The sequence below is a fragment of the Micromonospora sp. WMMD730 genome, assembly GCF_049178955.1.
In the GTDB taxonomy this organism is placed as follows: Bacteria; Actinomycetota; Actinomycetes; order Mycobacteriales; family Micromonosporaceae; genus Micromonospora; species Micromonospora wenchangensis.
Genome location: NZ_JBMHML010000002.1, coordinates 2,025,553 through 2,043,521 on the forward strand (window position 1 = coordinate 2,025,553; position 17,969 = coordinate 2,043,521).

Genomic DNA, 17,969 nt, shown 5'->3' on the forward strand with positions numbered 1-17,969 from the left:
GGCTGGGTTGCCGTCCAGCCCGCGCCGGTAGTCGTGGGGTTCACCGCCAGGTGCGGCCTGGCGGCGGTACGGCGTGGGGTGCCGTGGGGTTGCCGGTGCTGGTCAGGCTGCGGTGACGACGGCCGTGAGGTGGGGTCGGATCACCGGTGCCGGCATGGCGCAGTTGGTGCAGGCGTTGTCGCCCCAGCTGTGCGGTGTTTCGCCGTCGCCGGCTGGGCACGGCCGGCGTTGCAGCTCGGCGAGGTCTGCGCTGTTGAGGCAGACCGGGCAGAGTCCCCACGTTGCGGTGGGTGGGCCGGTGACTGGCGAGTCGCATTCGGCGCAGCGGAGCCCGGCCTGTCGTAGGGCCTGGCCGATGGTGTCGGCTGCGGTGACCGCACGGCGGGCGGTGCTCGCGAGGTTTCGCCAGGCGGCGGTCTGCCGGATGCGTTGCCAGTCTGCGTCGGTAAGCGTCAGGGTTGACGGATTGTCGGGGTGGTCATGCTGATCGTGCAGGTAAGCCTCCACTTCCGCCCGGCCGAAGAGGGGGCCGGTCCATTGGTAGGTGCGGGCGAGAACGGTGACGAGGTGCCGGGCGTCGGGTTCCGCGAGATTGCGGGGCAGCGATACGCCGTGGGGCAGCCCGATGAACATGGGCATGGTTACTCCAACGTGCGGGAGCGTGATGGTCTTGCTCGCGGAGCCGCGAGATGTGGGACTGATGAGTGACCGGAGTCGGTGCCTGCCGGGTGCCACCGTTGGTGGCTGGTGGCACCCGGCAGGTAGGTCACGCCGTGGCGGCGATCTCCAGTGCGCGTATCCCGACGCTTTCCATGTCGTACGCGGCGTCGGGGTCGGTGAGGGTCTGCGCGACGCTGGTCACCGCGTGCAGGATCCCTCCGGCGGTACGGTCCCCGCCGTCGATGAAGTGGTTCAGGATGAGCCGCTGCTCGTCTTCGGTGAAGCGCAGTCGCTGGCCGATGACCTTGATGGTGTGATCCGGGTCGGGGATGCGTCGCCCGGCCTTCTCCTCGATCTCTTCGATCTTGCGTTGCACATACCGGACGTCGAGGAAGCGGTGTACGGCGTCGCGAGCCTGCTTGCCGATGAGAGTCAGGTTGGCCTGCTGGGTGTCGTTGCTCCAGCGGATCGCGCCCTCGTCCATCTTGGCCCCGAGGTGCACGGCGCGAAGCGCGTCCCTGGTGATGGTGACGCCGTTGTTGCAGACCTGCACGACGATCCGGGGTACGACGCTGAACGCGCCGCCGCCCGTTTCGCTGTTGGTGAAGACGAGGCCGGCGAAGACGGTCGGGTTGTCGGCGCCGGTCGCCCCGGTGAAGGGGCTGCGGTAGTTGCCCAGGAGGGCAGGGGCCAGCGACTTGATGGCCTCGGAGTGCACGCGGACGACCATGCGGCGTTCGCTGAGGTCACACGAGAAGTGCACCTGCAGTCCGGAGTCCCGAATGCCCGACAGCACTGCCATGAGGACGTCGAGATTGTCGATGATTTTGTAACCGTCGCTGAGGAAGGCGCGCAGGATGCCACTGCCGTTGCCATCAGAGAGGCACCGTGCCAGGTAGCGCTTGCCCTGGTGCAGGTCGAGCCAGCCGTTGACGTTGGTGTCCCAGAGACTGGGTGCCTGGGTGCGGGTCTTGCGCAGGTAGCTGGCGGGGATTCCGAGCTTGTCGCCGATTCCCGCGTCACCGATCTCTGTGGGCAGGTAGAGGCCGTCTGCGGGGGTGACGCCGTACTCGCTGATCATGGGTTCTGCGCCGGTGATGCGCAGGTGGCATCCTTCGGCCTGGAGCATGGCGGTGCCGGCGACGATGTCCAGCTTGCATGCGTGTTGTTGTTGGAGAATGGCGTTTAGGTCGTGCAGATTGGCGTTTCGGGTGGTGAGTGGGATCGAATTGAGAGCGGTGGTCACGGGTGATTCCCTTCGGCTGGGTGTTGGTTGCGAGATTGGGGGTTGCCGTCCCCTCTCTCATGTATTTAATGATACAGCATTGTTCTTGTGGTCGCCGACCCGCCGACGGGCTGTTTTGAACGACTTTACGTACTTGCTGGACTGCGAAGAGTGGTGATGGTCGTCGTTTCATCTCATGGCGGGAGACTTCCCGGCGGCCTGATCATCGATCGATCATGGGGTGGGCTGGTTGTCCAGCTTGGGGTGTGGCTGGACAACCAGCCCACCCCATGATTGCCCTTGCGGCAGGTTGCCGGGAAGGCGCACGTCTCCCTTCCCGGAGCCTGCCTCGCCGGCGAGGCGCCGCGGTGCAGCGGCGGGACGCTGCCCTGGCCGGAGGCCATCGGCCGAAGGTCGATGCAGCTCGGGAGGTGGTATGCGCCAAGCGTCGACACCTGGGCTGAGGGGGTCGGACGAGGCGGCAGTTGCTACGCGCTGCCGTCGGGGGAGTGGGTGGGCGATTCCGGCGTGGCCAGGCCGGAGACTTTTCCCGGCCGGGAGTTGATCCATTCCTGCACGCGGCGACGACGCCAGTAGCGAACAACGCCCTGCACGGGCGCTGGCTCCTGCTTGTCCGGCATCGGGAGGTAGCCGTCTTCGCCGCGTTCCCAGGCGGCCTTGCTGAGCTCGACGTACTTTCCCCAACCCCAGTTCTGCTGGTCGATGATCCCCCGGAATTCGGTGGCGGAGACGAGCGCCTCTGGGTCGCCCTCGAGTGATACGTGGTGAACGCGGGCGCGGTGCAGCTCAGCGAGCCGGGGAATCACCACATCCCGGACGTGCTCCAGGTCGTCAACGGCAAACCATGCCTTCTTGCCCTGAAGGGTCGGCGCAGGCCAGCCGGAACCCTGGGCGCGAGCTTTGGGGGAGGTCTTGAGTCGTACGGTCTGCTGCGACCTGCCGGTCAGCTCTGCTGCCCCCGCGATGTCGGTGTGGGGGCGGCCGTCGATGTCGCGGATCTCCACGCCAACCCCCGCCTGCTGGTCACGGTTGACGGTTGAGGCGGCCGGGACATCGACGGCAAGCCGGCGATGCGGCAACCCCGGCCGCCGTTCTTCAACCAACACCTCACTCGCGCTGTACACCCCGATATGGCTTCGGGCGCGACCGAAGTTTCGGCGATCCTACCAGCGCAAGAGCGATGGGCCGTTCTCCGCTCACGGCAAGTCGCTGTTGAGTTGATCTCAACAGGGTTGCGAGGGGTGGTGGTGCTGAGTCATGGGATAGGCGGTGCGAAGTGAAGATCAGCGGTGACGAGGCGGTGGTCGGAAGGGTAGGGCTGGTGTAGCGGTACGTGGACGCGGTAGGTGTGGGGGACGACGTGAGCGAGCATGGCGCTGTTGACGAGGAGCCAGTCGATCAGGAGGCCTCCACCGGCGTCAACGTCATCGTTGACAGTGGGTAGGAGGGCGGCTGCGGGGTCGGCCCGCCAGGCGAGTTCAGCAACGGAGTGGAAGCCGCATCCGTCGGTGCGGGTTCGGGCATGGGGGTTCCAGCGGCCGACGAGATGGTCGACGGCGTCGGTATCGGCGACCCAGGTGCCCTCGGGCATCCGCTGGCCCTTCTGCCGGCGGGCGCGGTAGTTGGCGATGGTCCAGTCGCGCTGGGGCAGGTGGGGACCGGATGCGGTGGCGTTGAGGTCGCCTCCGCCTATGACGGGTAGAAGTGCATCGCCGTAGCGGTCGAGGAGTGCGGCCTGCTGCCGGCGGCGGATGCCACAGTGGACGTCCCAGTGCGCTATGAATGCGAGGAACTCGCTCCGGCTGTCATGGTGCTCGCCGGAGGATCGGATGGCGAAGCGGGCCACGTTGCGCTTGTCGTCGAAGGCGTTGCGGTCCGCTGGGTCGTACCAACTGCGGAGGGTGAGCAGAGTCGGGTCGTAGAGGATCGCCGGGGGCATGGGGCCGCGTGGGTCGTGGCCGAGAAGGCCGACGTACGGCGTGGCGAAACGATCGGCGAGTAGCTCCGCCGCATGGTGCAAGGGTTGGTTGCCGTTGGCCTGCCACTGTTTCGCTTCACAGAGCAGAATCAGAGCGGGAGGAGTGGTGACCTCGCGGAATGCGTCCACGAGTGGGTTTAGGTAGTGGTGGCCGCCGTGCAGCCCGCCGTTCTCGAAGTTGAAGAGCGCGATGCCGATCCTTGTCACGACTTCTCCTTGGGGTGGTTTGTCCAGTCCCACTGCATGCCGATGGTGTTGAGGGCGTGGATGCGGTCGGGTGGCATGCGGCCACTGCGGTGGACGCGGCGCTGTTCGATGAGCCACTGGGTGAGTTTGACGCCGTCCTCGATGTGACGCGGTGGTGGTCTGAGGTGCCCTTCCCGCTGGTAGAAGGCGGTAGCGGCGGCGTATTTCCGGGGCCACGGTTTCTCCGGGGCGTCCCATTGCATACCCATGGCGGTGAGGGTCTGGAACCGTTCGGGGGTGAGTCGTCCTTTCTGGTGGTCGACTCGTCGGGAAACGACCCAGAGGTAGACGTCGACGCCGTCGATGGTGGTGCCGGAGGGCACGCGGAGGTGTCCGTGGGTGTGGTGGAACTTGAGGACGGCTTGCCAGCATTCGTCGGGGGTGCGGGTTTTGCGTTTCCAGCTGATGCCGAGCTGGGTCAGGACTGCTGTGCGGTCGGTGGGGAGGCGTCCTTTTTGGTGGAGGTGGCGTTGGGTGGACAGCCAGGTGGTGAGGTTGACGCCGTCGACGGTGTGCCGGTGGGGCGGATTGAGGTGGCCGTGTTCGGCGTGGAACGCGGTGGCGGCGGCCAAGCCCCGTTCCCATGCGCTGGCCACGGGTGCCCAGTCGAAGCCGAGACGGTTGAGTGCGTCGACGCGGTCTTGGGATAGTCGTCCGGTCTTGTAGGTGAAGCGTTGTTGGCGGACCCAGTTGTCGAGGCGGATGCCATTGGTGGTGTGTCGGGGGGTGATCCTCAGGTGGCCGTGTTCACGGGCGTAGGTCTTGAGGGCCCCGTATCCGGCCCACCAGTCAGAGGTGGTTTCCTCCAGGACGCGGATGGTGATGTGGCGGAGCAGGTCGTCGGTGGCGTAGCCGTCGGGGAGTCGGATGATGACCCGCTGCGGCAAACCGCCACCACTCTCGCCTCCGCTGCTGGTGGTGAGGGTGGTGCGTCGGGTGTCGAGGTCGGTGGCGAGGTCGCCGTCGTGGGCACGCAGCGCCCGTAGCACTTTTAGCAGGGTGTCCCACTCGGCCAGATCGGTGGGCGCATCGTCAGGGTCGTCGGGAAGGAGCACCGGGACGAGGACGGTGGCGATCCCGGACCCGTCGGGGTTGCGGCGTAGCGCCCGGCCGACGGCTTGGGCGACGTCGACTTCGGATTCTTTAGGTGAGGTGAACACGACGGCGTCGACGGCGGGGACGTCGACGCCTTCGGACAGGCACCGCGCGTTGGAGATCACCGTCCACCCGTCCTGCGGTGGGTGAGCGAGACGTGCCAGGTGGATGTCACGTTGGGCCGCGTTCTGGGTGCCGTCGACATGCCCCGTCGTCAACAGCCCCTTCGGCCGAAGGTGTTCGGGGGTGGCAGCAAAAGTGCGGGGCAGGGTGGTGGCGAACGCCCGGGATTGGGCGATCCTGGACGTGAACACCAGGATCCGGCGGAGGCCGAATTCGGTGGCGGCGCGGATGAGGGCGGTCTGGATCGCGGTGGTCCGCAGCGGCGCGCCGTGCAGGTCGGTGACGGCGTGGGTGTCGGTGTCCCGCAGGAGCGCCAGGGCCTCGTGGGAGGTGACGCCGATGACGAGGATGCGGTAGTCATCGAGCCAGCCGTCGGCGATGGCGCGGGCGAACGGGTATTGGTAGCGCACCGGCCCGAACACCTGCGGGTCGTCCATCGACAGCAGGTCGTCGTCGCCGGGGCGGCGTCGGGTGAGCACCCGTGGGGTCGCGGACAGGTAGAGCCGCCGGCGGGCGGGTAGCCGGTCGTCGTCATGCAGGAGGCTGTTGTGTTTCCCGCCCCATCCGGCGGTGTGGTGGGCCTCGTCGACGATCAGCAGATCCGCGACAACCCCAGCCTGGGTGAGGCCGTCGCCGAGTAGCCCGGCGGAGGCGTGCGTGACCAGGATCAACCGTGGTTGTCCGGTCGGGGTGTCACGTAGCCACGCGCTGATCTCCGCCGGACGGGTCGTGACCGGACACGCCAGGGCACCGTCACCGCTGGTGGGGACGATCGAGTCGTCGCCGCAGACCGCGAGGATCCGGTTCACGGTGCCGGTCGCCGCCCACACCGTCAGCGTCTGCGCGAGCAGTGGCAGCGACGGGCACGCCACCACGACGAGGCCGTCGGGGCACAGCCGCCGGGCCGCGTGCAGGGACACGATCGTCTTGCCGGTGCCGCATGCCGCGCGGACCTGCCCGCGTCCGCCGTCGGCCTGGCCCTGCACGATCGCGTCGACCGCTTCCCGCTGGTACCCCCGCAGCGCCGGCAGCCCCCCGGTCGACGGGGACTCCGGTCCCGTGGTCTCCCGCCGCGACTCCGACGGCACCCGGCCCTCATCCGTCTCCGGGGCCGTCATGCCCGACGCCCAGTGGCAAACCCGACCAGGGTCGGGGAGGAAGCAGTCTGTAGGTGCCGCAGACGGTCGAGGTGGTCGACCATGCGGGCGGTGGCGGGATGCCCGGGGTGGGCGTGGCGGTGACGGCTGATGACGTCGACGAGCAGCGTCCGGGCCGCCTCGTGATGGCCCAGATCGTGCAGGACGAGGGCGCTGGTGGCCCGCACGGCGAGAGTCTGGTGGGCATCGGCTCCGACGGTGTCGGTCAGGTGGTCGGCGAGCTGCCGGTAGAGGCCGTATGCCCGCTGGTGGTGGCCGGCTTGGCGGTGGGCGGTGGCGAGGGTGTGTGCGGCGGTCAGTGTGGGCGGGGCGGTAGGGCCGTGGAGGTGGGTGAGGCTGCGATGGGCGTAGTCCGCCCAACGGACCGCCGTAATGCCGTGCAGGAGGGTGGCGAGCAGGTGGGCGGCTTCGGCGTGGAGGGTGCTGATGGCGGTGGTGGCGGGATCGACGCCGGCGAGGATGCTCTGCAGGAGGCGGTGAGCGCGCGCCGGGTCGGTGGTGGCGAGGTGGCGGGCGAGGCGAACCTCCTCGGTCAGGGCATGGCTGGGTCGGGCGGTGGCAGGCCAGGTGATACGCAGGTCGGCGGGATGCCCGCCGGCGGTGATCCGGGCGATGAGCCGGTGGGCGTGTAGAGCGGCGATAACCGCGCGCTTGGGGTGAGTGAGGGCGGGCACGAGACGGGCGGCGTGCTGCAGCACCACTTGCCCGACGGCCTCGGCGACGGCCACTGCGTTCAGTGGGGGACGGCGGCATGGTGGCGGGCAGTCGTAGACGAGCCCGACGGTGGTGAAGGTTGCGGTCATGGGGTGCTGGCAGAACAGGCAGTGGAGCAGGCCGTCCGGCAGCACAACCAGGTCATTGTCGACATCGGCGCGCGGCGTGGTGGGCGGTACCGCGGTGGCTGCTTGGGCGCGGGCTTTGGTCACCCAGCTTTGGAGTAGTCGGCGGTCGATGTGGAGTTCCCGGGCGACGGTGCTGATGGGGCCGCGTCGTCCCGTCGCGCGGGCAGCCTCAACCTGGCGTACTGCGTCGGCGATGACGTCGGAGGTGTACTTGCGGGGCTTGGCCACAGGAGGTTGGTCCTCGACAGGCTGGGGATCGGGGGGCGATGAGGTGTTGGCCCGCCAGAGCGATCGTCGGGGCGGTCGGAAGGGTTGCGGTGCCTCAGGTGTCGATCTCGGCGGTGGCGAGGTGACGGTCAGAGGCGTGCGGCGGCCCGTCGGGGATGCGAGGAGTCGCCAGCGGCTGAGGATCGGCCTGGCGCCTGTTACCGCTCACCGCGGCGAGGTGTTGCTCTGCGTCGGCCGGAGGGTGGGCCTGCTGGCAGCCAGCTGCCGGTGTGTGGGCGTTCGGGGTGCGGCGGCTGTCGACGTAGAGCCGGTAGTTGGCTGCCTCGGCGACGATCAGCGTCGGGAAGTCGGGTCCCAGGCGCGGATCCTGGGGCGGGATGGGGCCGGTGATAACGCTGCGGGCGGCGAGCAGGACGCCGCTGCGTGCGTCGATGGTGAGGATGTCGCGTCGCGGCACACCGGAGCGGTCGGTGTACGGGAGGATGAGGTCCGTGCCGGGCCGCTGGATGCGGTCGGTGACGCCGGCCTGCGCCAGGAGACCGGGCTGCTGCGCGAGGAGCCGCAGGACCGCGGCCCGGACCGGACGGGTGAGCGCGTGGCGTTCGTAGAGCATCGCGATCCCGCCGACGATGTCCTGCGGACGGTTTTCCCCAGGGCCGCCTGCGATGAGCAGGTGGGTGCGCAGGGCGTCGGGTTTTCTCGGTGGGGGTTGGTCGAACCGGTCCCCGGTCCGGCCAGCCCAGCTGCCGCTTTCGCCGTCGTCGGGGATGCAGCCGTGGGTTTCGAGGTGCACGCTGACCAGCCGGCCCTTGGCGGCATCGTCGGTGCGCCACAGTTGGTCGACGCGGATCCGTTCGGGCCACCCGGTGGGGCCGGGTGGTCCGATGAGGTCCCGATACCAGGTGCGGCGCTCGACGTACTGGTAACCACCACGGGTGGTGTCGGCGGGCGCGTCGGTGAGGGTGGCGGCCAGGCGGGTCAGGACCGGTCCTGCTGGCACCGGCGGTGCGGTACTCGGAGACGATGTCGGCGGCGGAGGGCCGGGGTTCTCGTCGGCAGACGGTCCGGTGCAGGCCGCGAGGAGAAGCGATGCGGCGAGCAGCGTCGTGCCGGTGCGGGTTCGGATCATCGTCGTCCGCGTCGTGTCATTCGTGGACCCCGGGGAGTAGCGGACGGTGTGGGTGGGTGAGCGCTGGTGTGGGGTTTCCTTGTTCAGGCTGGGCGGTGAGCCGGGGCAGTTGGTCTCGCGGGTGGGGAACCGGACCGTAGAGGCGGTGGGGATGAGGGGCATGGGTTGTCCAAGCGTCGCGTGGCACGTGTGGGCGGAAAGGAGGGATGAGGTGGTTGTGGAGCAGCGTCAGCGGGAGGCCTGACCTCGCTTGGTGTCGTGGTGGCAGGCGGCAGCCGCTGGGCCGATCAGGTGAGGAGGCTCAGGATGGTGGGGTGGGTTCGGGTTCTGGGCGTGCACGGTGGCGAACTGGTAGCTGGAGATGACGACGTAGGGGTCGGCCATCAGCTCGGTGAACCGGGCGAGGTCTTCGACGGTGAGGCCGGTGTCGATGAGCTGGTCGTGGAGCTGGTGGGCGTTGTTGGCGTAGAGGGCACAGCCCGGCCCGCCGCCGGTCCAGGTTTCGGTGAGGCCGCGGGCGTGAACGTGGTTCATGCCGGCGGCGAGCAGCAGCGCGGGAGTGTTCTCGCCCCAGTGCAGGTCGACGCCGCGATCGGCGAGGGTATCGAGGACGCCGTGTACGGCCCTGGTGATCAGGCTTGCGTCGGGTTCGGTGGGGGCGCGGTGAACCACGATCCGGGAGTAGACGATCTCTCCCAGGACCAGCCATCCGCCGGGGCGCAGCAGGTCGATCATCTGCCGGAGCAGGTCGACCCGGTTCGGTAGGTGTTCGAGTAGGCAGCGGGCGTTGATGACGTCGTAGCCGTCGGGGGTGGTGGGGATGGGCTGGGTGCGTAGGTCGCGCTGGTAGACGTCGATGATGCTGGTGGGGTTCAGGAGTTGGGTGTCGAGGTCGACGGCGGTGACGTTGCCGTCGGGTCCGACGAGGCCGGCGAGGTGGCGGGTGATGGAGCCGGCGCCGGCACCGAGGTCGAGGGCCCGCATGCCGGGTTTCACCCCGACCCGGGCCAACCCTCGGATGGTGTGCGGGTCGAGGACATCCTGGAGGGGGTGGAGTTGGTGGGGGCTGTTGCGGAACTGGTAACGCTGGCCGGTGGTGGTCATCGTGGGTTCGCTTCCGTGGTTAGGCAGGGCGGCATGGTGGTGCCATCCGTGGGATTGGGGGGGGCGTTGCTGGGCTAGCGGTCGCCGGCTTGGTGGTGTTCCCGCCGGGGATGGTCGGCGAAAGCACGACGGGCTGGGGAGGGGTGCGCATGGTGGCTACTCCCGGTGGGCGGTGCTGGGGGTGAGGTGGTCGCCCACCAGTAGGTCGACCTGCCCGTCGGGCGGGTCACTGAGCTGTCCGGCGTTCAGGGCGTAGACGCGGTCGGCGACGGCGGTCGCGGTGTGGGCTTGTGGGAGTGCGACGAGCACGGTGACGCCCCGGTCGGGAAGGCCCCGGAGGACGCAGGTGACCTGGCCGGCGATGCGGGGCGAGAGTCCTTCGGTGGGTTCGTCGGCCAGCAGCAGCTGCGGGTTGGTGCGGAGGGCGCGGGCGATGGTGAGCATCTGCTGCTCGCCACCGGAGAGTTGATGGCCGTGTTGGCGTCGTCGAGCGGCCAGTGGTGGGAACAGGTCGAACAGGTCGTCGACGCTGAAGCCGCCGCCGGTGGCAGGGCGGGTGACGGTGAGGTGGTCGCGGACGGTCAGTGACGGCCATAGGCGGCGTCCCTGTGGGGCGAGTGCGACGCCGGCGCGGGCGAGGTGGTGGGGGAGTAGTCCGGTGAGGTCTCGCCCGTCGAGCACGATCTGCCCGGTGGTGGCGCGCAGGTGGCCGGCGAGGGTGTGCAGCAGGGTGGTTTTTCCCGCGCCGTTGGGGCCGACGATCGCGTACACGCCGGGGGTGGGTAGGTGGAACGACACCGATCGGACGACCGGGGTGTCCGGGCGGTGGCCGGCGGTCAGGTCACGGACGTGCAGCATGGCCGGCCTCCGCGCTGGCGAGGTGGAGGGTGCGCACGGTGGGGTCGGCGCGGACGTGGTCTGCGGGGCCGTCGAGGTGTCGGCGGCCGTGGTGCAGCACGGTGATCCAGTCGGCGAGGGCGGCGACGACGTCCATGTGGTGTTCGACGAGGATCACCGCCATCCATCCGGGCAGGGTGCCGAGGATGTCGAGGAGTCGGGTGAGGTCGGTGTCGGTGAGGCCGGCGGCGGGTTCGTCGAGGAGCAGCACCCGGGGTTGTCCGGCGAGGGCGACGGCGAGGTCGAGCATGCGGCGGTGTCCGTGCGACAGGGTGGTGGCCGGGTGGTCGGCGTGGCCGGTGAGGCCGACGAGTTCGAGGAGTTCCAGGGGGATCCGGTCGGGGTTGCGTCGGTGGTGCCAGCCGCCCATGCGTACGCAGTCCAGGACGGTCAGGTCGGGGTAGACGGTGGGGTGTTGGAAGGTACGGCCGATGCCGGCGCGGGCCCGCCAGGCGCAGCCTCGGCGGGTGATGGTCTGCCCCTGGTAGGTGATGGTGCCGGTCTGTGCCCGGGTGCTGCCGGCGAGGAGGTTGAGCAGGGTGGACTTGCCGGCGCCGTTGGGGCCGATGACCGCGTGCCGGTCGCCTGGTGCGATGGCGAAGGAGTCGAGATCGAGGACGGTCAGCCGTTGGTGGGCGTGGTGCAGGCCGGTGGCGACCAGACCGGTGTCGTGAGCGCGTTGGATGTCGGCGGGGTCGCGGCGGGAGGGGATGTGGTCGACGGCGTCGACATGTCGAGTGGTCACGGGGTTCTCCCGGAGGCAGCGGGCAGCGGCTCGGGTCGCCGGGTCGCCTGGAGCCGGCGGATCTCGGCGCGGAGGCGGGTGGGGGCGGCGGTCAGGCCACCGGGGAGCAGGTAGACCGCGGCGACGAATAGGGCACCGAGGAGCAGTGGGGCGTGGCCGGGCCAGTCGGTGGCGGCCACGTCTCGCACGCCGAGGACGAGCACCGCGGCGACGGCGGCTCCGGGCGGGGAGTGTGTGCCGCCGATGACGGCGGCGAGCAGGGCCAGGGCGGCGGTGTCGAAGCCGACGTCGGCGGGGGTGATCCACCGGTGGGTGTGGATGAGCAGTGCCCCGGCGGTTCCGGCGATGGCCCCCGCGCCGGTGTGCACGAGCCACAGGTAGGTGGTGACGGGGTGTCCGCTGGCGGCGGCGCGGGATTCGTTGCCGCGTACGGCGGTGAGGAGCAGGTGGTGCCGGTGCAGCAGCAGCATCGTGGCGGCGGTAGCGGCGACGGTGACGGCGGTGGCGTAGAGCAGCACGGGCCGGTCGGCGGCCAGGGGTGGGGTGCCGGGTAGTAGGTGTGGGGCGGGGATGCCGGCGAGGCCGTCGGTGCCACCGCTGACCGTGCGCCACTGGGCGGCGGTGATCGTGGTCAGTTCCGCCACGGCGAGGCTGAGCATCAACACCACCGTGCCCCGGTGGCGGACCAGCAGCATGCCGAGCAGCCCGGCGGTGACCGCGCCGACCAGCGCGGCGGCGACGAGGTGCACGGGGGCGAGGGTGTGGCCGGCCAGGGCGAGGCGGGCGGTGGTGTAGGCACCGGCGGCGTAGGGGGCGACCTGCCCGAGGGTGGGCAGCCCGGCCGCGCCGGTGACGGTGGCGACGCTGACCGCGAGCAGTGCCAGAGGCAGCATCCGGGCGACGGTGGCGGGCCAGTAACCGTCCGACGCCGCAGCGAGGGTGGTGGCCGCGCCGAGGGGAAGCAGCCAGGGCACACCACGCCGCAGGTCGTCCCAGCTGTGGGGAAGCGGGAGGCGGGCGGTCATCCGGGCACTCCGGGCAGGGGCCGGCGGCGGGTGAGCAGGAGCAGGGCCATCGCGCCGAGCAGCAGGTACGGGGCGAGCGCGGGGATGGTGATCACGCCGATGGTCTGGACCAGGCCGACGCCGATCGCGGCGACCACCGCGCCGGGGACTGATCCGAGGCCGCCGCAGACGACGATGACCAGGGACAGCAGCAGTGTCGTGGGTGCGGTGGCGGGTCCGACGCCGAGGATCGGCGTGCAGAGGGCACCGGCGAGGCCGGCGAGGGCACCGGAGGCGACGAGGACGGTGGTGTCGACGGCGCGGGGGTCGACGCCGATGCCGGCGACCATGTGCCGGTCGTCGACGGTGGCACGGATGAGCCGCCCGGCGCGGGTGCGGTGCAGCACCGCGTACCCGATGGTGGTGATGATGACGGCGGCGGTGAGGGCCGCGAGTCGGTCGGCGGGGTAGGGGTGGCCGGCGATGGTCAGGGTGGTGTCCAGGGCGGCGGGTAGTCGGGGGCGTCGGATGTCCGCGCCGAAGACGGTGGTGAGCAGGTCTGCGCCGATGAGTGCGATACCGAAGGTGAGCAGCGCCTGGTCGAGGTGGCCTCGGCCGCGCAGCCGGGCGGTGGCGGCGGCGAGTACGCCGCCGCCGGCCGCGCCGAGGGCCGTGGCGGCGGTGACGGCGGCGGCGAGGCTGGGCCAGGTGCCGCTGCTGGTGGTGGCGGCGACGTAGCCGCCGGCGGCGATGAGGGTGCCGTGGGCGAGGTTGAGTACGCCGCCTGCGCCGAAGGCGAGGGTCAGTCCGGCGGCGGCGATGGCCAGGAGCAGCCCGTAGGCGATGCCGTCGAGGCCGGGGATCAGGTAGGTGTCCATGCGAACCATTGCCCTCAGGTGGCGGGCAGGGTGGTGAGGTCCTGCACGAGCACGTTGGACAGCACCGGGCCGTCGGCGCGGACCTCGCGCAGGTACCAGCGCTGCACCGGCCGGTGTTCGGTCGGTTCGAACTGCCAGTCCCCGCGTGGGCTGGTGACTCGTCCGACCTTCCCGATCGCCTCGTTGAGTTTCGGGCCGGTCACGTTCCCGGCGACTGCGGCGAGGGCGCGGTCGAGGACGGCGGCGGCGTCGTAGGAGGCCATCGCGAAGGTGGTCGGTGGGTTGGAGTTGCCGGCGGCGGACCAGGCGGCGATGAACGCCTGGTTGGCGGCGTTGGAGAGGGTGGGGCTGTAGTTGAGGACGTTGCGGATGCCGGTGGCGGCTGGGCCCTGGGCGGTGAGGACCGATCCTTCGGTGAGGAACCCGGCGGCGTAGAGCGGCACGTCCTTGAGGTCGGACTGGGCGTACTGCTTGACTAAGGCCACCGCCGCCGCCCCGGCGTAGAAGGTGTAAACGGCTTCCGGGTTCGTCTCGGCGGCCTTGTTGAGGTAGGGCAGGAAGTTCTCCGTGGCCGGGAACGGCGTGAACAGTGCCTTCCCGTCGGGGTTGGCGAGTTTCCCACCGAGGCGGGTGAACGTGTCGGTGAAGCCGCGCAGCTCGTCCCAGCCGCCCTGGTAGTCGGGGCCGATCGCGTAGACGGCACCGTCGCCGACCTGGGATTTGACGTGCTCGGCGATGGCGATGCCCGGCTCGTCGGAGTTGTAGGAGGTGTGCCAGGTGTAGGTCAGATCCCGGGGCTTGCTGCCTTCGGCGGTGAAGGCGGGGCGGGCATTCGCGCCGAGCAGGGGGATCTTCCGGGCGGTGGTGAGAACCTGCACCTTGTCGACGGTCGCCCCGCCCACGAGGCCGGTCAGGGCGACCACCCGGTCGCGTTCGAGGAGTTTTTGCGCGGCCGGGACGGCGGTGGCCGGGCCGTCACCCTCGTCGCCCACCACCAGGTCAATCTTCCGACCGCCGAGCCGACCACCGTGGGAGTCGAGGTAGAGGCGGAAGCCGGCCTGCATGTCCTGCCCGACGGTGGCGTAGGTGCCCGACAGCGACACCAGCAGTCCGATGCGCACGGCGCCCGGGTCGGTAGGGGTGCTGGCACAGGCGGTGGCGGTCAGCAGAGCGGCGGCGGCGGTCGCCGAGGCGAGTCCGCGTCGTAGCCGGCTACGGAGTCGGGTCATCGTGGTGCTCCTTGGGAAAGGACGGGCCGGGCGCGGGTCAGGATGTGTTCGATGAGGGTGATGAGCAGCCGGCGGACGCTGTCGCGGTCCCGGGCGTCGATGTCGACGATCGGCACATCCGGCCCGAGGGTCAGCGCCTCGCGGAGGGCGGCGGGCGGGTAGGTGTCGGCGTCGGTGAAGTCGTTGACGGCCACCACGAACGGCAGCCGGGCGTGTTCGAGGTAGTCGAGGTGGCGGAACGAGTCGGCCAGCCGGCGGGTGTCGACCAGGACCACCGACCCGGCGGCGCCTCGGACGATGGCGTCCCACATGAACCAGAACCGCTCCTGGCCGGGGGCGCCGTAGACGTAGACGGTCACCCCGTTGACGTCGAGGCGGCCGAAGTCCATCGCCACCGTCGTGGTGGTCTTGGCCGGGGTGTGGGAGACGTCCTCGGCGGCGGCTGCCGACATGCGGACCTCGGTGGTGACCGGGGCGATGTCGGACACCGCGCCGACCAGCGTCGTCTTGCCCACCCCGAACGGGCCGGTCAGCACGATCTTCACCCCCTGCGGCCGTGCTACCGCAGGGGCAGGGCGGGGGAGGGTGGGTGCGGGTGTCATCGGCGTCCCGCCCCGACCAGGGTGGTGTGGAAGCCGGGGTTGAGCTGGTCGCCGACCTGGTCGGCGAACCGGTGCAGCTCCTCGGTCACGAACGCCAGGTCCGCCTCGCGGGTGACCAGGGTCAGCAGCGACGCCCCGCCGCTGAGCGCGGTCAACAGCAGGTAGCCGTCGGCCAGGTCGACGATGGTGCCCTGCACCCCGCCCGCCCCGAAGTCCCGGGCCGCCCCGTTGAGCAGGCTACGCAGCCCGGCGGCCACCGCCGCGAGCCGTTCGGCGGCTGCCCGGTTGAGGCCCTCGGTGCAGGCCAGCAACAACCCGTCGACGGACACCGCCACGGCCTGGCTGACCCCGGGCACCCGGGGCAGGTTGTTCGACAACAGATAACTCAGATCACTCATCACTGGCCTTCCTTCGGCTGAGGAAATCGGTGGCCCAGGCCCCGCTGGTAGGCCCGCGCGGTACCCGCCAACCCGTCGGGGCGGCGACCCGGCGGCCCGACGGACACCGGGGGCGGGGCGAGGGGGGTGCGCATCGGCTGCCGCCTGGGCAACCCGTTCGCAGTCGTCGTGGCACCGCCGTAGGGGGCCGGCCCGGCGGGCGGGAGATGAACGGTGGCGCCCTCGACGAACCACGGCGACACGGGTGACTGCCGGGTCGTCTCCTCGTAGACCGGGGTCGACTGCCGATCCAGCGGCGGGCGCGGGGCCGGGATCAGCGGCAGCGCCTGCGTCGGGGCGTCCACGGCGTGGCCGCGCGGGCGGCGGGCCGGCAACGCCGGCACCACCACCGGTGGCGGTGCGGCGATCAGGACCGCGCTGGTGGGGATCTCCACCACCGCGACCGTCCCCTGCGGTTGGCCCGCCACCAGCCGCACCCGCAGCCCGTGTACGGCGGCCAGCATCGCCACCGTCGCCACGCCCTGCCGACGAATGTGCTCCACGGCGATCATCGGGGCCGGCGCGGCCAGCTCCGCGTTCAACCGGACCATCAGATCGGCGGTGATGCCCGCACCGGTGTCGATGACCTGCACGACCACCTGGTCACCCAGCAGATGCCCACTGATGACCGTCTCGCCGGGGCTGTAGCGGGTGGCGTTGTCCAGCAGCGACGCGAGCAAATGCACGAGGTCGTCAATCAACGCCGGTGGCACCGACACCCGCCCGTCGACCGACCCCACCACCACCCGCCGGTACTCCCGGATGCGGCTCAACGCGGCCTGCGCCACCGTCACCAACGCCACCGACTCCGGGTGCACCGAGCCGAGGGCGCGACCCGACAGCACCAGCAGGCTCTGCGTCGCGTGCAGCAACTGCGCGGCCAGGTTGTCCACCGCGAACAACGTCGCCAACGTCTTCTCATCGGCCTCGTTGCGTTCCGCCCGGTCGAGTTCCCGCATCAGCAGGTGTGCCATCCCCTGACAGCGGCGCCCCACCGCCTCCACTGCACCTGCGGCGACCAGCCGCTGCCGTGCCAGGTCGGTGGCCGTCTTGTACACGGTCAGGGCGAGGGCGTCGAACGCGGCGGTGACCTCGTCGATCTCGTCGCGGCTGCGACCGGTCGGGGCGAGTGCGGGCGGAGCCGCCGGCATCGCCGACGGGTCACCCGGATCGGTGGCGGAGATCCGCTGCACCAGGTCGGGCAGGTCACGCGACGCCACCCGGGTGACCGCGTCGCGTACCCGCCGCAACCGCCGTGCCAACGCCCGTCCCTGCCACAGCGTCAACACCCCCGCCACGACCACCAACGCCAGCGCGGCCCCGGTCAGCACCGCCGTCGTCGCCCACTGCGCGGCCCGCCGCCGGGCCACCTCGGCGGCGATGTCGGCGTCCACCCGGGTCTGCACACCGTGCAGCCGGTCCCGCCGCTGCACGGTGGCCCGCATCCAGTCGGCGGCGTCGACCCGCAACCGCGACCCCACCCGCGCCCGGGAAACCTCGTCGTCGAACCGCTGGGCAGCGAGTACGCCCGGCCCGGTCAACGCCTGGTCCAGCCACGACCGCCACCGCCCCGACGCCCCGTCGGCAACCGTCAGCAACGCTTCCTCGTAACCAGCACGGGCGGCGGCAAGCTCCCGCTGCGCCGCCTGCGTCACCACCACTCCATCGCCGGCCAGGACCGCGGTCTGCTGGACACCCGCGTACTCCGCCGCCCGCGACAACGCTGCCGCCACCCGGAGCTGCTCGGCGATCTGCGCGTCCGCGCCACCGACCTGTCCCACGGCCTCCCGTACGGCCAACCCCTGCGAGGCCGCCACCCGGTAGCGCACCAGCACCGTCGACAACGACACCGAACGGCCCCGCACCTGGTCCCGCAATGCCGGCAACTGCCCGAGCTGCCCATCGAAGGCCGCGAACAACCGGCTCGCCTCGACATCACCGGCACCGAACCGGCCACGCCGCTGCCGATAGTCGGCGACCACCCGATCGGTACGGGCCACCTGCGCCAACAGCGGATCGACGCTGGCGGACGAACCCGTGAGGAGTTGCGTCGCCACCAGGCGCTCCCGGCTCAGCTCATCGACCACCTCACCCGACACGGCCGACACCGCCACCAGCGCCTGAAGCCGATCAGCGGCACGTGCCCGCTGCCCGGTCGATGCCACCCCCCACGCCGCGAACAGGACGGTCGCCACAAGCGGCACCACCAGCAGCAACGCAAGCCGCCTGACAACGGGCACAGCGAATCCTCTCCAATCGTCTTGCGAAGCGATCCGTCGAAAACTCCAGCCGCCTCTGGGTCCATTTCAGGAAAGCGCCGGCCCAAGTAATTCCTGGTTACACATCTCGTTATGCCATCGGCATATACA

The 17,969-nt window shown here is 70.5% G+C and carries 16 protein-coding genes; all 16 read right to left on the minus strand.

Translation table 11 applies throughout. The features are described 5' to 3' along the window. Positions 1–102: 102 nt before the first annotated feature. The 16 genes from ACN265_RS09100 to ACN265_RS09175 all read right to left on the minus strand — a co-directional run bounded on the left by ACN265_RS09100 (position 103) and on the right by ACN265_RS09175 (position 17,840). Positions 103–639, minus strand: coding sequence for a hypothetical protein (locus tag ACN265_RS09100; RefSeq protein WP_421406746.1), 537 nt, complete (start codon positions 637–639; stop codon positions 103–105). Positions 640–766: 127 nt separating this feature from the next. Beyond that, positions 767–1,906: a DUF932 domain-containing protein gene (locus ACN265_RS09105; RefSeq protein WP_421406747.1), complete on the minus strand. Its 1,140-nt coding sequence runs from the start codon at positions 1,904–1,906 to the stop codon at positions 767–769. A 467-nt stretch (positions 1,907–2,373) separates the two neighbouring features. Next, positions 2,374–3,012, minus strand: coding sequence for a hypothetical protein (locus ACN265_RS09110; RefSeq protein ID WP_421406748.1), 639 nt, complete (start codon positions 3,010–3,012; stop codon positions 2,374–2,376). A 149-nt stretch (positions 3,013–3,161) separates the two neighbouring features. Beyond that, complete coding sequence (locus tag ACN265_RS09115) at positions 3,162–4,091, minus strand: hypothetical protein (RefSeq protein ID WP_421406749.1); 930 nt, start codon at positions 4,089–4,091, stop codon at positions 3,162–3,164. After that, entirely contained in the window at positions 4,088–6,466 is a 2,379-nt protein-coding gene (locus ACN265_RS09120; RefSeq protein WP_421406750.1) for a Helicase associated domain protein, read from the minus strand. Before ACN265_RS09120 ends, ACN265_RS09115 begins: the two co-directional genes overlap by 4 nt. Then, complete coding sequence (locus tag ACN265_RS09125; protein WP_421406752.1) at positions 6,463–7,575, minus strand: transposase; 1,113 nt, start codon at positions 7,573–7,575, stop codon at positions 6,463–6,465. The genes ACN265_RS09120 and ACN265_RS09125 overlap by 4 nt, the downstream gene beginning before the upstream one ends. A gap of 94 nt (positions 7,576–7,669) precedes the next feature. Further along, the gene (locus tag ACN265_RS09130; protein ID WP_421406753.1) at positions 7,670–8,704 is read right to left on the minus strand and encodes a hypothetical protein; all 1,035 of its coding nucleotides are present in this window, start codon (positions 8,702–8,704) and stop codon (positions 7,670–7,672) included. Positions 8,705–8,932: 228 nt separating this feature from the next. Further along, positions 8,933–9,808, minus strand: coding sequence for a class I SAM-dependent methyltransferase (locus tag ACN265_RS09135; RefSeq protein ID WP_421406755.1), 876 nt, complete (start codon positions 9,806–9,808; stop codon positions 8,933–8,935). Positions 9,809–9,964: 156 nt separating this feature from the next. Then, entirely contained in the window at positions 9,965–10,666 is a 702-nt protein-coding gene (locus tag ACN265_RS09140) for an ABC transporter ATP-binding protein (RefSeq protein WP_421406756.1), read from the minus strand. Beyond that, the gene (locus ACN265_RS09145) at positions 10,650–11,450 is read right to left on the minus strand and encodes an ABC transporter ATP-binding protein (RefSeq protein ID WP_421406757.1); all 801 of its coding nucleotides are present in this window, start codon (positions 11,448–11,450) and stop codon (positions 10,650–10,652) included. The genes ACN265_RS09140 and ACN265_RS09145 overlap by 17 nt, the downstream gene beginning before the upstream one ends. Further along, the gene (locus ACN265_RS09150; protein ID WP_421406758.1) at positions 11,447–12,475 is read right to left on the minus strand and encodes a branched-chain amino acid ABC transporter permease; all 1,029 of its coding nucleotides are present in this window, start codon (positions 12,473–12,475) and stop codon (positions 11,447–11,449) included. Before ACN265_RS09150 ends, ACN265_RS09145 begins: the two co-directional genes overlap by 4 nt. Then, positions 12,472–13,332, minus strand: a complete 861-nt coding sequence (locus tag ACN265_RS09155; protein ID WP_421406760.1) for a branched-chain amino acid ABC transporter permease — start codon at positions 13,330–13,332, stop codon at positions 12,472–12,474. Before ACN265_RS09155 ends, ACN265_RS09150 begins: the two co-directional genes overlap by 4 nt. A 14-nt stretch (positions 13,333–13,346) precedes the next feature. Then, positions 13,347–14,561, minus strand: coding sequence for an ABC transporter substrate-binding protein (locus ACN265_RS09160; protein WP_421406762.1), 1,215 nt, complete (start codon positions 14,559–14,561; stop codon positions 13,347–13,349). Continuing rightward, positions 14,558–15,163 carry a GTP-binding protein gene (locus tag ACN265_RS09165; protein ID WP_421406764.1) on the minus strand — a complete coding sequence of 202 codons (606 nt, stop codon included), beginning with the start codon at positions 15,161–15,163 and terminating at the stop codon, positions 14,558–14,560. The genes ACN265_RS09160 and ACN265_RS09165 overlap by 4 nt, the downstream gene beginning before the upstream one ends. Next, positions 15,160–15,561 (minus strand): roadblock/LC7 domain-containing protein, encoded by a 402-nt coding sequence (locus tag ACN265_RS09170; RefSeq protein ID WP_421406766.1) that lies wholly within the window; start codon positions 15,559–15,561, stop codon positions 15,160–15,162. The genes ACN265_RS09165 and ACN265_RS09170 overlap by 4 nt, the downstream gene beginning before the upstream one ends. Next, positions 15,561–17,840 carry a nitrate- and nitrite sensing domain-containing protein gene (locus tag ACN265_RS09175; protein WP_421406767.1) on the minus strand — a complete coding sequence of 760 codons (2,280 nt, stop codon included), beginning with the start codon at positions 17,838–17,840 and terminating at the stop codon, positions 15,561–15,563. The genes ACN265_RS09170 and ACN265_RS09175 overlap by 1 nt, the downstream gene beginning before the upstream one ends. Between the last annotated feature and the right edge of the window lie 129 nt (positions 17,841–17,969).